The following is a 14412-nucleotide window of genomic DNA, read 5'->3' as shown; positions in this document are numbered from 1 at the left end:
TTCTTAACTAGGACTTATCTTTTATTATAATTAACAATTATTCTGAATATAATGAGCCAACACACCAGAAATAAACTTACGCGAACGATCATCTGAGAAGGTCTTAGCAAGTTCGATCGCTTCATCCGCCACAACAGAAGGCACTAAGTCTGGATCTTTCGGGCAAACATCGATTAATTCATAAAAAGCCAAACGCAGAATTGTTAGATCAATCCGAGCAATACGTTCTAACGTCCACTCACCACTAAGGTAATGGGCAATCTCAGAATCCAATTCCTGATAATGTTCAGTTACTCCTGCTACTAACCGGCTTAAATAGGGATCAACTTTCTCGGTACTCCATCCCTCTTCAGGATCATTACCCGCTTCAAGAGCAAACCGAAGCGATTGGTCTAAATCAAAATTTACTTGAGAATCACTTAAAGGATACAAAGTCTGAATGGCTTTTTCACGAATAATTCGTCTACTTAATCTAGCCATCTTAACCCTCAACTTCCTCAATCATCTCATCATCTAACTGGAAAAAGCTAGCTTCACTACTTGAATCGGTCTCAATCGCTGTGACATGAACATTCACTTGATCAATCACTAAGTCGGTCATAAACAAAATTTGTTCTTTAATTCGATCTTGAACCTGCATGGCAACCCGAGGGACCGAATAACCATAATGGAGTTTTATATAAACATCAATCCGCATTTTATCAGCTTCTTGTTTTAACTTGGCATTCAAACTCGATGTCTCAAAACGGAAAAAGTTATTTCCTTCTCCTTTAGCGGTTGGACGAATAACCCCTTCCACCTCAGAAGCAGCCTTAGCGGCAATATCTTCTAAAACACCTGTTGTAATGTTGATTTCTCCCAAGTCAAAACCTTCTTGACGTTCAAAAGCAACAGCTTGATTCTTTGATTTCTTTGGCATACTTGGTTTTCCTCCTAGATAGTAATAAATTCTTTAGGACTTTGATTAATGACATGCACGCCCTCTTTTTGAATGACTAAATCATCCTCAATTCGCACACCGCCGATTCCCGGTAAATAGATACCTGGTTCATCGGTAATCACCATATTTTCAACCATCACATCATTAGACCTGGTTGAAATAGCCGGTGCTTCATGAATGGCTAATCCCACACCATGACCATTAGAATGACCAAAATAATCACCATAACCCTTTTCGCTAATATAATCTCTAGCCAGTGCATCAATCTCGCGTCCAGTCATTCCAGCCTTAGTATGCTCAATTACTCGTAATTGAGCCTCTAGAACAATATCATAAATCTTCCGCAACTGGTCGTCGACGCTTCCAATCGCAAAAGTTCGAGTCATATCTGATGCGTAGCCTTGATAAAAACAGCCAAAATCCAACGTGACTAACTCTCCTTTAGCTAATTGTTTTTCACTCGCCACGCCATGCGGTAATGCACCACGAGCTCCTGAAGCAACAATTGTTGTAAAGGACATGCTTGAAGCGCCCTTGTTTTTTAGAAAGGCTTCTAATTCATTCGCAATTTGAATCTCAGTGAGACCAGGCTTAGCAAAACCTAAAATATGTTGATAAGCTTCATCAGTGATCTCACACGCCTTTTGAATCAGATCCAACTCGGATTGATCTTTTACTTGGCGTAGCTCTTCTACAATTTGACTTGTCGTCTTTACTAAAGCTGATAGGGTCTCTTGGACCATTTGGAATTGAGCGACCGTTAGATTGTCTGCCTCGATCCCGACTTGCTTTATATTACGATCAGCAATAATCGCTTGAACTTCTTGATAAACACCGGATTGATGAATTCGGATTTGGGCATCTTGCACTTGGTTAGCAGCTTGATCTTGATAACGGAAGTCAGTGATAAAAAAAGCTTCATCTTGAGTCACTAGCACTGCTCCCGCTGTCCCAGTAAAGCCAACCAGGTAACGAACATTCAATAAATCAGTTACTAAAAGTGCCGCTAAATTCGATTCAATAAGAACATCTTGTAGACGTTGAATACGGTTCATGAGACCACTCCTTAGCTTTTCTTGTTTTGGCGTTTACGTACTCCTTTATTAATGTCTAACAACACCGGCATTAACATCGGACTTCTTTGTGTTTTTTTATAAATAATGGGCTGCAACTCATCGAATAGAGCATCTCTAACCGCACGTTCATTGATATTCTTACCATTTTGATTCAAAGTCCGATTAATAATAGCACGAGTCTGACTTTGAATCTCGGCGATTAGATCCCCCGATTCACGCATATAAATAAAACCTCGCGACATAATATCTGGACCAGAAACAATGGCTTGATTCTTATAGTCAATACTAGCTGCTATCACAATCAATCCATCTTCCGAAAGGACACGTCGATCCTTAAGAACAATATTTCCAATGTCGCCAATCCCATTTCCATCAACATAAACATCTGAAGCTGGGAAATGACCCGCTAGTCTAGCTGAGTCACTCGTTAAAGCTAACATATCGCCATTTGAAAGAACAAAACAATGATCTTTTGGAATTCCTGTCATTTGAGCTAACTTGGCTTGGATCGATAACATCCGGTACTCTCCGTGAACAGGCATCAAGTACTTTGGTTGCATCAATCGATGCATTAATAATTGTTCTTGTTGGCCCCCGTGTCCTGAAGTATGAACATTATTAACCTTTCCATGAATAACCTTAGCTCCTTGTTCACTCAACTGATTAATCAAATGATTAATCGAAGTCGTGTTTCCAGGGATGGCCGAAGAAGAAAAAATGACAGTATCGTCTGGGTGTAGACTGATTTGACGGTGAGTCCCATTAGCAATTCGGCTTAATGCCGCCAGCGGCTCACCTTGAGACCCTGTACATAAAATGATCACTTTATTGGCAGGATATTTATCCACATCCCGACCATCAATAAACACATCACCGCCATGGTCATCAATATAACCCAATTCAATACCTACTTTAATCGCCGACTCCATGGACCGTCCAAAAACCGCTACTTTACGGCCGGTTTCTTTAGCCGTTAAGACAACTTGCTGCAGACGATAGACATTGGAAGCAAAAGTCGCAAATATAACCCGACCTTCTTCACGTTGAATAATATTACGAATCGACCGTCCTACTAGACGCTCTGAATCAGTAAAAGTAGGCACCTCCGCATTAGTTGAATCCCCTAACATTAATAGAACACCTTCGGCTCCAATCTGAGCCATACGCTGAATGTTGGCTGGTTTACCAACCGGTGTAAAATCAAATTTATAGTCACCAGTGAAAACAATGTTGCCAGGGGGTGTCTTAACCACGATTCCAAATGCCTCTGGAATTGAGTGAGAGGTTAAATAGTAAGATACACTGGTCTTACGGAAACGAATGACCGAATCTTCATTAATTTCATGAATCACTGCATCACGCAAAAGCCCATGTTCTTGTAATTTTCGCCGAATAAGTGCTGCTGCCAAAGGACTAGCATAAATCGGCACATTGATTTGCTTAAGTAAAAAAGGAATGCCTCCAATGTGGTCTTCGTGACCATGTGAAATGAAGAGACCTTTAATTTTACTTTGATTTTGAATTAAATATTGATAATCCGGAATCACATAATCAATTCCCAATAGTTCATCCTCTGGAAACATCACACCAGAGTCTAAAATAATAATTTCATCCTGAAATTGGACACCATACATATTCTTTCCAACTTCATTGAGACCACCCAGTGCAAAAACGCCGACCTCATTATTCTTTAAATTAATCGACATCTTTAAAGTTCCACCACTTGATAGTCAGGATTATGTTCTTGCTCATAAGCCAGATGTTCGCCATCTAACTCTTGAATGAACTCAACATTGTATGGTGTTTTTTGAGTCAACTTTTCAATAACCTCATTACGACTTTCTCCTTCGATATATAACGATTTAGAAAGCTCTCTTTGAGGAACTTGGTCTTTTGTTTCTTGGTAAATAACCTTAAAAATCATCGTTCCATCTCCTTATTTTTAAAAACTGTTGTGGCCTTATAATAGGCCCTTTTCTTTCTTATTCTAGCATACTTTCAAAAGCAAGTATAGTTTAGGACTTGACCTAAAAACTTTTAAAGCGCATCTATCTATTCACGGACTATTTAATTATACAAACGACCAAAAGGAGGTTTATCCATGATTGAAGAGGAAGTCAAGAACATATTACAAATAGCCATTCAACAACAAGCCTCCGATATTCATTTGATGCCAAAGAGTAGTCACTATGAACTCTTATTAAGTGTTCATGGTCAACTAAATTTTTTAAAAGAATTAACAGACAAAGATGCTAAACGTATGATCGCCCAACTTAAATTCTTAGCCGATCTTGATGTCGGAGAAAAAAGACGCCCACAATCGGGCGCTTGTGAATTTGAGATTGAGAAAGAGATGCCTCCCATCGAACTCCGTCTTTCCACGATTACCGATGTCAATCTCAAAGAATCATTAGTCATTCGAGTCATTTATTCTAGAATCCATCAAGCTCAAGCGGTTAATTGTTACTTTCCTTCCGATTTACAACTATTAAAAAGCCTCGTTCAACGCAAAAGTGGCCTTATTCTTATCTCTGGACCAGTAGGCTCTGGCAAAACAACCACCATTTATCAATTATTACGTGAGCGAATGGTCCATGAGAAATTACAAATCATTACTATGGAAGACCCCGTTGAAATACGCGAAGAAAGCTTCCTTCAAACTCAAATTAATGAAAAAGCAGCGATTTCCTATGACCTATTAATTAAATCCGCCCTTAGACACCACCCTGATATTTTATTTATTGGTGAAATTCGAGATGAAGAAACAGCTCGAATGACCATCCGAGGAGCCTTAACCGGTCACTTAATGATCGCTACCCTACACGCCACAAACACCTTAGGAGTCATCGGTCGACTCATGGAACTTCAAATATCCCCACAGCAACTTAGTCAAACATTAATCGGTGTCGTTTCACAACGACTAGTCCCCCGCTACTGTCTATGTTGTCACAAGATAAGTACTAACCATTGTCCTCATATCCCAGCTACTCAAAAAAGAGCCGCACTCTTTGAACTTTTAACTGGACCCACCTTAAAGGAGGTGATTTTACAAGGCCAAAAACAAGTAATCGATCAACCAGTCGGGCCAAAATTAACATTGAACCATCAATTAAGAAAGGCATGGGCATATGGCTATATTCATCAAGAAAGCTACCATCAATTTGAAGTCCTTTAACAGGAATCCGCTGAAACTACCCGCCAAGCAACGTTATTTTTTAATAAAAATACTTGCGGAAATGTATGAACAAGGCTTCTCCATCCATCAAAGTTTACAATTTTTGAAAATTCTTATGCCAAATTATCATCTCAGTCTGGACTACATCCTAGAAGAACTAAATCAGGGTAGGCCTTTTGAATATGCCCTTAAGCAACTAGGTTACTCCAGCAAAGTGGTTGCTCAGTTATTTTTTTCCCAAAAACAAGGACGTTTTCAAACTGCACTTTGGTCGATTGCAAACTATCTTAAACTGCTTAACGACTACCGCAATAAATTAATTAAAGCCCTCATCTATCCAATTATCCTTTTTATCTTTTTGATAGCACTACTTTTTGGTATTCGAGCTTTCATGTTGCCGCAAATTTTAAGTTTTATCTCAGCAGAAACCTTTGAAAAACAAGTATTTGCTCGTTTATTGATTCTATTTTTTACTTATTTACCCCAAATCTTTTTAGGTGGGGTAGGGCTTCTGTTATTAATCTATCTATGTTTTGATTTTTATCTTTTGAAACTTGAACTAATGGATCGGTTACAGCGTTTAATAAAAATACCTCTTCTAAAGAAATTAATCAAAAACTACTATTCCTATCGCATTGCAGAGGAATTAGGTTATTTTCTCAGTGCAGGTTTTTCCATTCAACAGATCTTAGAACTATTAATCCATTTTCCAATCGATCCTTTTCTAAGCGAAATCGCTAAATTACTCCAAAAAAACTATATTCAAGGCATTCCTCTTCCAGAATCTTTGGAAGCCATCGGTTTATTCAATCCTTCCTTACCTCTCGTTATCTACCAAGGAGAAATCACCAGTCAAACAGGATTAAAATGCCAACTCTATGCAAAAAAGACCTTTAACGATCTTTTAGAAAATTTCAATCAAAAGATTCAATTAATTCAACCCTTTTTATTTATCTTAATTGCTTTAGTTGTAATGGCAGTCTATTTAATTTTAATGTTACCTATGTTAAGTATGGAAATTTAGGAGGATAACTATGAAGAAAAAATTACAAATGATTAAACAAGCGCTGATGAATAAAGAGCACAAGAAAGCTTTCACCCTCATCGAAATGCTTGTTGTTCTAGTAGTTGTGGCGCTATTAATGGCCATCATTATTCCAAACATCTCTGGGCAGAGAGACCGAATTAATCAACAGGCCATGTCAAACATGTCTGAAGTCATCCAAACTCAGATGACCACCTATGAATTAGCCGAAGGAGCTGCTCCAACCACCTTAGATGATTTACTAACCAAAGGCTACATTACACAAAAACAAAGTAAAAAGGCAGAAGAGCTATTTAATACAACCAACTTAAGTGCCATTGCCAATAACCAACCCGCATCAGGTCCAGATAATGGTCAATAAGTCTAACGCCTTCACTCTAATTGAAATGCTGATCACCTTAATGGTGGTCAGCTTACTCTTTATTCTATCAAGTCGACTATTCAATCAGCAGTTAATCTCTCGATATCACAGTAAAAGCTTTAAAGATCAGATAAAAAATCAACTTCATCTCGCTCAAGAACAGGCTGTTATCGAGAAAAAATCGATCTTTGTCAATTTTCAAGTAGGAGGGCCCGTTAGCTTCTATTACTATAATAACCATCAAATCATCCATCAAATAAACCTACCCGATCATTTAGATCTTTTAACCCCTTATCAATTTTACTTTCTAGATAATGGACATGTCTCCGGTTTTAAATCCATTACTTTCCAGGACCAATCCGGAGAAAATTTTTATCTTGTTTTTCAATTAGGAAGTGGTCAATTTGAATTTCAACCATAAAAAAGGATTTTCATTCATGGAAGCTTTAATTGGGCTCCTGCTCTTTTCAGCGATGCTTGCTCTTTACGTTCCGGCATTAAGCAAAGAATGGCAACGCCTAGAACAAGCCCGCCGTCAGCTACAATATTGGCAAGTTTTTTATAATTTAAGTAAGTTACATTCTCACGAGCAAAGCCTAGATATGAGCGACGCTCAATTAATCAAACAACTTATTGAAAGAAACGCCAATTGCCCAATCCAATCTATATCGCTAGAATCTGATTTCTACCAAATCACATTTCAAGGAGGTCAGCATTATGAAGTTATTTTGGAAGACTGGGAATTATCCCCTTAAACAGGCTTTTACCTTGCTAGAGTGCTTGATTAGCCTAATGATCTTTTCACTGGTGCTACATGGTCTACTAACAGCGGTGGACTATTATAAAGCCAGTGATCAGCGAATGCGACAAAATCGCCAAAACGACCTCCATCATTTTGAATTATTGTTTGAAGAAGAGCTGAAGCACTACCAAGTTGTCCAAGTACATGATCAGCGATTAATTTTAGCGAATCCAGAAAAAAACTTTCAACGCTCACAAATCATTCTTCATCACCAAAAAATTTATCAAACTCCCGGCCACCAACCTTATCTTTATCAGGTCAATGCCTGGCAGTTAATTCCATTAAATGAACAACAATTATTAATCAACTTACAGCTAGTTAGCGGTGAATCGTATACTTGTATCTTCAAGATTCACCCTTTCAAGGAGACCCTATGAAATCTCATCAAAAAGGCATGGTTTTACCTTGTGTACTGGTTTTTATGGTTATCAGCCATTTAATATACCTCAGTCTCTGCCAACTTAATCAATTGCAGCACCAGCGAATCACACAATTTAAAGCCTATTATCAAAGTCAACTCCAAAATGAACTCTTGAGTGAAAAACTTATCCAAGAACAAGACCAATCATTTCAACAAGGTTTTATTCAAGACCTCACAAAAAACATCCAGAATATACATCAAACCAGTCTAAGACGCTACCAGATCTCTACTCTGGCTAAGTCCCCTTCTGTACAAATTGGCTTTCTCTCTTTGACAGAGCCTGATCAGGTTCTTATCTATTGTATCCAAATCTACCCAGAATGGTTGCCTGATACACTCAATCCCGAATTCCCTTATAACTTTACAGGTATAGTCTCAAACAAAGGATTTATTGATGAAAAACCGCTTGAAGAAGAAAGTGATTATCAATCCCTAAAACACAGCTTACAAGAAGCAGGCTACCAAAGTGTTCAAGAATATGGCTTAAGACGACGCTATCAATACCAAGAAAGTGGATTGCAGGGATATTTTAGCTTTAATACTGGCCAATGTCTCTTAGAAACGAATCCAACCAACAAGCGTCAAATCATCTACTTTCAAGTTAACCATCCTCACTTGACTCGAAAAGAAGAATATCCTTTAAGAACGAACTCCTATATTCTCTATTGGCGAGCAGAAAAAATGAGACTAGACGACATTTCTATCAAAGAATGAACGCCTCCTTTTTCTATGTCAAACGAATATGGCTTGGCAATAATAACAGACTATTTACAAACGCATCGATCACGATACAAACAGAGGGTATATCATACTTGATTCAGACCAACAAACATTAAACCGTCCATCAATTCAATGATGGACGGTTTTTAATAGGATGACATTTAGTGGTCAACAGTGATTAACGATAATTTTTCAAGGCTCGTTCAATATCTCGGTTAGCTTGCTTTTCTTTTAAAGCATGCCGTTTATCGTACAGATTTTTCCCTCGAGCCAAACCAATCAGAATCTTAGCCCGGCCTCTTACAAGATAGACTTTTAAAGGAACTAGGGTCATTCCTCGCTCCTTTATTGCTTGTTGCAAATCATTAATTTGTTTTTTATGAAGTAATAGTTTACGCTCTCTTAAAGGATCATGATTAAATAAATTACCATGATCATAAGGACTGATATGAACATTTTTTAACCAAGCCTGTCCACCATAAATCGAAATAAAACCATCTTGGATATTCATTTTCCCACGGCGGATCGACTTAATCTCCGTTCCTTTTAAGACCATACCGGCTTCATAAGTGTCGATAATTTCATAGTCATGCCGTGCCTTACGGTTTTGAGCCAATGGCTTAGTCATCGCTTTATTTTCTTTCGCCATCAAATCCTCCTTCTTTTTTATGATGATCGGTGTCGCTTCGATGATTTTTTATGTTTGCGACCTTGCTTGATTACAAAAGATTTATTTTGCTTATTTTTATGACCTTTTCTTTCTGAATGTCTAGACCGTCTCGCCTTGGATCCTGTCATTTTAGAGGTCGAAGAAGCATCAGCTTTCCCCTTTGGTTTTCCTTTTTTGCGACTTGCTTTAATCAAAGCAGTTGGATCAAGACCTTCAACAGGTTGAGCATCAAGTAGGATAAAATCAATCTCTCGGTCTTCAACACTAACCGACGCTACCTCTACTTGAACTTTTTGACCAATCCGATAGATCTTATGGGTCCGCTCACCAATCAATAAAAGATGTTGAGGGTTATACTGATAATAATCATCCGTTAAACTGGTCAACTTTACAAGGCCTTCCACCGTATTTTCTAAGGCGACAAAGATACCAAAAGAAGTCACAGATGAAACAGTTCCCCAGTAGGTCTCACCCACCTTGTCCACCATGAATTCCGCTTTTTTCAGGGCGTCGGTCTCCCGCTCCGCCTCAACGGCTCGCCGCTCCATCTGCGAAGAATGAATCGCAATTCCTGGCAACTTATCTTCCCACCGATCCCGCTCCTTTTGGCTTGGCTGATGATCTAAGTAATTAGATACCAAACGATGAACAATTAAATCAGGATAGCGACGAATTGGAGAAGTGAAATGCGTGTAATCTTCCGCTGCCAAACCATAATGCCCCAAAGGCTGTTCAGAGTACTTAGCTTGCTGCATCGAACGCAGCATCATCGTTGAAACGGCTTGTTCATAAGGTTGATCCTTAATCTTATTAAGAGCCGTTTGTAACGCTTTAGGTCGAATCTTAGCCGTATCTCCTCTTAAAACTAATCCAAAGGTTGTCAAAAATTCCGCAAAACGGTCCATTTTACTCGCGTCCGGTTGTTCGTGAATTCGATAAATAAATGGAAATTGTTTCGATAAATAATGACGAGCAACCGTTTCGTTAGCTGCTAGCATAAAGGATTCAATCAAGCGCTCGCCTGTTTGTCTTTGGCGCAGCTCGATATCAAGCGGATGACCTGATTCATCCACAATAACCTGCGCTTCTGGTGCATCAAAATCCAAAGCACCCCGCTCTTGACGCATCTTAACTAAAATATGATGCAAGTCTGTCATTTCCTCTAGCATAGGAACAATTTCCTCGTACTGGGTCCGTAAATGAGTATCCCCTGTTAAGATCTGGTTAACCGCATCATAAGTCATCCGATAAGAAGAATTGATGACTGACTTAAACAGACGATGTTTAACAACGTGTCCCTTTTGATCAATTTCCATCTGACAAGAAAGGCACAAGCGGTCTTCATGTGGATGCAAGGAACAAATTCCATTTGATAAACGTTGAGGCAGCATTGGGACGACCCGATCGGTTAGGTAGACCGAGGTCCCGCGCTCGTAAGCTTCTCGATCTAGTGGAGAATTTTCCCTTACATAGTGCGAGACATCCGCAATATGCACCCCTAGTAAATAGTGACCATTACTTAATTTAGTCAATGAAATCGCATCATCTAAATCCTTAGCATCTGCTCCATCGATGGTCATAATCAATTCTGACCGAAGATCTTCCCGTCCTTTAAGATCCTTTTGATCAATTTCTTGAGAGACTGCAGCGGCCTCCTCCAACACTGATTCAGGGAATACGTGAGGAATATTAAATTGGAACAATATGGATAGGATATCAACTCCCGGTTCATCACGGTGACCAATCTCCTTAGCTACCAAACCAACCATCCGATTTGGTTGGTTTGGGCTAGGATACTCACTTATCTTAACAATACAGATCATATGATCGATAGGTCGAATTCCTTGATCATCAATGAATACTTGAACATGCTCATTAAAAGCTCCTTGGGGTTTAACATAACCTAAATACCCAGTTCTTTTACGCTGGTCTTGATCATAGGCAAAAAACTCGCCTACTACTTGATTGGCTTTTCGTTCAAGGATTTCAATAATTTCCGCTTCCGACCCCTTACCCGTAGTAGGATCCACCGTTCGAAGAATACGGGCAATAACCCGGTCTCCATCCATAGCACCACCATTTTTCCCCTTGGGTACAAAAAGATCGCTCTCTTGCTCATCATAAGAGATAAAACCATAACCCTTATCATTGGCTCGATATAGACCTTCCACCGTGGATTTATTATTAACTAACTTAAAATGGCCCTGTTTAGTTAGTTGTAGCTGATTAATTCTTTCCAAAAAAGCTAGGGCTTTAATCAACTTTTTATAATTTTTGGTTCCTTGATAATTCAGAGCCTGAGCTAATTCTTGACTAGAATAGGCTTTTTCAGGACTCTTTTGTAAAAAATCCAATATCCGTAATTCAATTTTTGATAAATTCATCTAAAAACCTCCTTTCTTTAGGAATATTTCTAAGTCAGAGCTTGAAGAAATGCCAAAACCGATTGATCAAAATCATGCCGTTTGGGATTAGTGGGTATGCTATGCGTATTATAAGGGAAATAGTGGAAATCCACCTCAGCCTGACTTAAATGAGCCTTTAATAAATAAGAATCCTGCGGATCGATCAATTCATCCTGACCCGATTGTCCAATATAAAAAGGCAAGTTTACTTGGGGCAAGCGAGGTTGAATCTCCTGCTTGATCTGTTCTAACTCAGCCATTTGTTGCCAATGACCTGCAAGAATATGATCATACTCTTCCATATAATCTGCTTGCTCTCCACGAATTCGTGCTAATTTTTCACCTAAGTTCATAAAAGCCTGTGAAATATCAATGGGCTCCTTAGTCACTAAGGGGGCATTAAACACCCCGCCTCCTGCCAAAGGATAACGGTGCAGGCTCAAAAGATCCCCCGCTAAAACACCACCCATTGATAAGCCAAAAACAAACACCTGTTTAAAACCCTGTTGCAATAGCCACTCCAGGGCACTGTGGGCTTCTTGTTGCCAGATTCTTGGAGAATAGTTTAAAACGTTACGAATGTCTTGAGTGTCATGACCTGAAAAAAGAGGGATCAATACAGAATAACCTTGGCGATTTAATAAACGTCCCAGTAGATTCATATCCCTAGTAGATCCGGTATAAGCATGTAACAATAAGACCCCCACTTGATGATCAGGACCTGCAAAATATTTTGCCCCCTTAAATGGGAGCTCCTGTTGATTGTCTTGAACCAAGAAAAACCCTCCTGCTTAAACTAACTAATGCACTCCAATTATTATAATGAAAAAACGTACAAGTCGCCAATTATAGGGCTTGTACGTCTATGATTCCAACTATTTGGCTGAGAAATAAGCCAGCGCAATCGCAATTACAAAAAAGGCGATTCCTAAAACCGTTGTTGAACGAATCAAGAATGCCTCGAAACCGCGCGCTTTTTGTTTAACGGTCCCGTCATCGCCACCTCCGGTTAAGGTTGAAGCGGCATTACTTTTTGACGGTTGCATAATAACAAATAGTATAATTAAAATAGACACCACCACTAGGGCGATTGTTAAAGCCTTGATCACTTTTAGTCCTCCTCACACAGTTTGGCTATCTGTCTAATTATAACATAAAAAAAGTCAGATGTTTATCTTTTAATACGATATCTTTCAAAGCAACAGCTTTAATTGTCAGGATACCCCAAATATCTCTATAATGGATAATTTACTGAAAATACGTTATCATAAAACCGACTAATTTTACCATAAAGGAGCGATTCATGTGACTGATTCTTCCTCTAACTGGATCAAAAAATCTGCATGCCTTATAGCAGCTGTCTTATTAGTGATCAGCCTGCTAAACAACAGCCTGCATTGGCAATTATTAGGCTTAAGCAGTCCCACTTTTTCTCTGATTACTATTTTTTTGGCCAGTCTCATTCTTTGGCTCTTCGTGGCTATTGACTGGCCTTCATTACTCTGTTTAATTTGTTTAGGACTATTACCAGGAAGCTCTTTTGCTGAAATCTTCCAACTATCCTTTGGCAATACCACCTTCGTCTTTTTATTCTTTACCTTTATTCTGACTTTTGCCCTCCAGGATACCCCTTGTTTAAAGCGGGTTTTAGCTAAAGCCCTCAATAGTCATTGGGCACAGGCTTCTACCTTTCGTTTTATTTTTGCTTTTCTAACATCTTTACTCTTGTTAGCTTGCTTTATCTCTCCGACAATCCTTTTTATGATCGCCTTTTCGCTCTATGAAGAAATGGTTGAACAATTCCAAGTTAAAAAAGGGGACCCTCAAGCATCCAAACTTCTAGTAGCCCTCTTTAGCACAATTGCTATTGGAACAGCAATGACACCCATCAATCATGTCTTTGCCATCACTGCTATGGGAATTTATCAATCCGCCTTTGGTCAAGCTATTACAAATGCTCAATATATGACTTTTGCTATTCCGAGTGGGCTGATCCTATATGCTTTACTTTGGTTATCCTTAGTCTTTATCTGGCGGCTAGATGTCTCCGATTGGCAAATTCAAAAAATCAAGAGTTTGCAGGCACTTCCTGATAGTGATTCCCATGAAAAGTGGGTCATGGCTATTTTTAGCTTAGTCGTGGCACTATGGCTCCTACCTGAATTGCTAGCACCACTATTCCCAAGTATCGGTACCTTCTTCAAAAATGCTGGGATTGCCTTTCCACCAATGCTAGGCGTGTTCCTATTAGCAACCCTGCGACCAAAAGGAAAATCCTTAATTTCCCTACAAACAGCCATTGCAAAAGGGGTCTATTGGCCGAGCCTTTTAATCGTTGCCGCAACCCTAAGCCTAGGTTCCTTGCTGACTAATCCGCAATTTGCCGTCACTCAACTGATCCAAGATGCCCTAGGTCCAGTACTATCTCAATTAAGTCCTTGGATGGTGGTTGGTGTCTTCATTATTTGGGCAGGGCTTCAAACGAATTTTTCGTCCAATTTAGTGACTACCACCATGGTTACCACGCTCTTAACGACCTTGGTAACGGCCAACCCCGATCTAACCATTAACGCTGCTGTCATCGCTTGCTTGATCGGCTTTATGGCTTCCTTAGCATTGATGACTCCTCCCGCCATGCCCTATGTCGCCATCTCTATTGGATCCGGATGGACCAGCAGTGCCGACACCCTTAAATACGGAGGATGGATCTTGATCCTCAGCATCTTAACAAGTTGCTTCATCGCCTACCCGCTTGGAAGCCAAATTCTCAGTCAAATCCCTTAATGAAAGGAAATTT

At 39.4% G+C, this 14412-nt stretch carries 17 protein-coding genes; 8 read left to right on the top strand and 9 right to left on the bottom strand.

Annotation, left to right across the window (positions count from 1 at the left end; genetic code table 11):
- Positions 1-30: 30 nt before the first annotated feature.
- Genes nusB through HMPREF9706_RS08575 form a run of 5 tightly spaced genes read right to left on the bottom strand, consistent with a single transcriptional unit; the run spans position 31 to position 3940 of the window.
- Positions 31-480: a transcription antitermination factor NusB gene (gene nusB / locus HMPREF9706_RS08595; protein WP_006908986.1), complete on the bottom strand. Its 450-nt coding sequence runs from the start codon at positions 478-480 to the stop codon at positions 31-33.
- Position 481: 1 nt separating this feature from the next.
- The gene (locus HMPREF9706_RS08590; RefSeq protein WP_006908985.1) at positions 482-919 is read right to left on the bottom strand and encodes an Asp23/Gls24 family envelope stress response protein; all 438 of its coding nucleotides are present in this window, start codon (positions 917-919) and stop codon (positions 482-484) included.
- Positions 920-933: 14 nt separating this feature from the next.
- The gene (locus HMPREF9706_RS08585; protein ID WP_006908984.1) at positions 934-1995 is read right to left on the bottom strand and encodes a M24 family metallopeptidase; all 1062 of its coding nucleotides are present in this window, start codon (positions 1993-1995) and stop codon (positions 934-936) included.
- 11 nt (positions 1996-2006) lie between these two features.
- Positions 2007-3722, bottom strand: coding sequence for a ribonuclease J1 (gene rnjA, locus HMPREF9706_RS08580; protein WP_006908983.1), 1716 nt, complete (start codon positions 3720-3722; stop codon positions 2007-2009).
- 2 nt (positions 3723-3724) lie between these two features.
- Positions 3725-3940 carry a DNA-directed RNA polymerase subunit epsilon gene (locus HMPREF9706_RS08575; RefSeq protein WP_006908982.1) on the bottom strand — a complete coding sequence of 72 codons (216 nt, stop codon included), beginning with the start codon at positions 3938-3940 and terminating at the stop codon, positions 3725-3727.
- A gap of 177 nt (positions 3941-4117) precedes the next feature.
- Between HMPREF9706_RS08575 and comGA the strand changes: the two genes are divergently transcribed.
- From comGA to HMPREF9706_RS08540, 7 genes are read left to right on the top strand one after another with little or no spacing between them, the layout of a single operon-like run.
- Positions 4118-5191 carry a competence type IV pilus ATPase ComGA gene (comGA, locus tag HMPREF9706_RS08570; RefSeq protein ID WP_006908981.1) on the top strand — a complete coding sequence of 358 codons (1074 nt, stop codon included), beginning with the start codon at positions 4118-4120 and terminating at the stop codon, positions 5189-5191.
- Positions 5145-6215, top strand: coding sequence for a competence type IV pilus assembly protein ComGB (gene comGB, locus HMPREF9706_RS08565; protein WP_006908980.1), 1071 nt, complete (start codon positions 5145-5147; stop codon positions 6213-6215). The genes comGA and comGB overlap by 47 nt, the downstream gene beginning before the upstream one ends.
- A gap of 10 nt (positions 6216-6225) precedes the next feature.
- Entirely contained in the window at positions 6226-6597 is a 372-nt protein-coding gene (gene comGC / locus HMPREF9706_RS08560; protein ID WP_006908979.1) for a competence type IV pilus major pilin ComGC, read from the top strand.
- Entirely contained in the window at positions 6587-7018 is a 432-nt protein-coding gene (gene comGD, locus HMPREF9706_RS08555; protein ID WP_006908978.1) for a competence type IV pilus minor pilin ComGD, read from the top strand. The genes comGC and comGD overlap by 11 nt, the downstream gene beginning before the upstream one ends.
- 16 nt (positions 7019-7034) lie before the next feature.
- A complete protein-coding gene (locus HMPREF9706_RS08550; RefSeq protein ID WP_006908977.1) occupies positions 7035-7352 on the top strand; it encodes a hypothetical protein in 318 nt (105 codons plus the stop codon).
- Entirely contained in the window at positions 7315-7776 is a 462-nt protein-coding gene (locus HMPREF9706_RS08545; RefSeq protein ID WP_006908976.1) for a competence type IV pilus minor pilin ComGF, read from the top strand. The genes HMPREF9706_RS08550 and HMPREF9706_RS08545 overlap by 38 nt, the downstream gene beginning before the upstream one ends.
- Positions 7773-8534 carry a hypothetical protein gene (locus tag HMPREF9706_RS08540; protein ID WP_006908975.1) on the top strand — a complete coding sequence of 254 codons (762 nt, stop codon included), beginning with the start codon at positions 7773-7775 and terminating at the stop codon, positions 8532-8534. The genes HMPREF9706_RS08545 and HMPREF9706_RS08540 overlap by 4 nt, the downstream gene beginning before the upstream one ends.
- Before the next feature lie 184 nt (positions 8535-8718).
- Here the strand turns inward: HMPREF9706_RS08540 and smpB are convergent, their stop codons facing one another.
- The 4 genes from smpB to secG all read right to left on the bottom strand — a co-directional run bounded on the left by smpB (position 8719) and on the right by secG (position 12724).
- Positions 8719-9189 carry an SsrA-binding protein SmpB gene (gene smpB / locus HMPREF9706_RS08535; protein ID WP_006908974.1) on the bottom strand — a complete coding sequence of 157 codons (471 nt, stop codon included), beginning with the start codon at positions 9187-9189 and terminating at the stop codon, positions 8719-8721.
- Positions 9190-9206: 17 nt separating this feature from the next.
- The gene (gene rnr / locus HMPREF9706_RS08530) at positions 9207-11594 is read right to left on the bottom strand and encodes a ribonuclease R (RefSeq protein WP_006908973.1); all 2388 of its coding nucleotides are present in this window, start codon (positions 11592-11594) and stop codon (positions 9207-9209) included.
- A gap of 29 nt (positions 11595-11623) precedes the next feature.
- Positions 11624-12391 carry an alpha/beta hydrolase gene (locus HMPREF9706_RS08525; protein WP_006908972.1) on the bottom strand — a complete coding sequence of 256 codons (768 nt, stop codon included), beginning with the start codon at positions 12389-12391 and terminating at the stop codon, positions 11624-11626.
- A gap of 99 nt (positions 12392-12490) precedes the next feature.
- Positions 12491-12724: a preprotein translocase subunit SecG gene (gene secG / locus HMPREF9706_RS08520; protein ID WP_006908971.1), complete on the bottom strand. Its 234-nt coding sequence runs from the start codon at positions 12722-12724 to the stop codon at positions 12491-12493.
- A 196-nt stretch (positions 12725-12920) separates the two neighbouring features.
- On the opposite strand from secG, the gene HMPREF9706_RS08515 reads away from it, so the two are divergent.
- Entirely contained in the window at positions 12921-14399 is a 1479-nt protein-coding gene (locus HMPREF9706_RS08515) for an SLC13 family permease (protein ID WP_006908970.1), read from the top strand.
- Positions 14400-14412 lie beyond the last annotated feature (13 nt).

The organism is Facklamia hominis CCUG 36813 (genome assembly GCF_000301035.1).
Classification (GTDB): domain Bacteria; phylum Bacillota; class Bacilli; order Lactobacillales; family Aerococcaceae; genus Facklamia; species Facklamia hominis.
Note: the sequence above shows the minus strand (reverse complement) of the source record. Positions and strands in the feature narration are given on the sequence as shown.

Coding starts and splice junctions, on each gene's coding strand:
- smpB (WP_006908974.1), bottom strand. CDS start 9,189: ATGGCGAAAGAAAATAAAGCGATGACTAAGCCATTGGCTCAAAACCGT.
- HMPREF9706_RS08590 (WP_006908985.1), bottom strand. CDS start 919: ATGCCAAAGAAATCAAAGAATCAAGCTGTTGCTTTTGAACGTCAAGAA.
- nusB (WP_006908986.1), bottom strand. CDS start 480: ATGGCTAGATTAAGTAGACGAATTATTCGTGAAAAAGCCATTCAGACT.
- comGD (WP_006908978.1), top strand. CDS start 6,587: ATGGTCAATAAGTCTAACGCCTTCACTCTAATTGAAATGCTGATCACC.
- comGC (WP_006908979.1), top strand. CDS start 6,226: ATGAAGAAAAAATTACAAATGATTAAACAAGCGCTGATGAATAAAGAG.
- comGB (WP_006908980.1), top strand. CDS start 5,145: ATGGCTATATTCATCAAGAAAGCTACCATCAATTTGAAGTCCTTTAAC.
- HMPREF9706_RS08585 (WP_006908984.1), bottom strand. CDS start 1,995: ATGAACCGTATTCAACGTCTACAAGATGTTCTTATTGAATCGAATTTA.
- comGA (WP_006908981.1), top strand. CDS start 4,118: ATGATTGAAGAGGAAGTCAAGAACATATTACAAATAGCCATTCAACAA.
- rnjA (WP_006908983.1), bottom strand. CDS start 3,722: ATGTCGATTAATTTAAAGAATAATGAGGTCGGCGTTTTTGCACTGGGT.
- HMPREF9706_RS08550 (WP_006908977.1), top strand. CDS start 7,035: ATGGAAGCTTTAATTGGGCTCCTGCTCTTTTCAGCGATGCTTGCTCTT.
- HMPREF9706_RS08575 (WP_006908982.1), bottom strand. CDS start 3,940: ATGATTTTTAAGGTTATTTACCAAGAAACAAAAGACCAAGTTCCTCAA.
- HMPREF9706_RS08540 (WP_006908975.1), top strand. CDS start 7,773: ATGAAATCTCATCAAAAAGGCATGGTTTTACCTTGTGTACTGGTTTTT.
- HMPREF9706_RS08545 (WP_006908976.1), top strand. CDS start 7,315: ATGAAGTTATTTTGGAAGACTGGGAATTATCCCCTTAAACAGGCTTTT.
- rnr (WP_006908973.1), bottom strand. CDS start 11,594: ATGAATTTATCAAAAATTGAATTACGGATATTGGATTTTTTACAAAAG.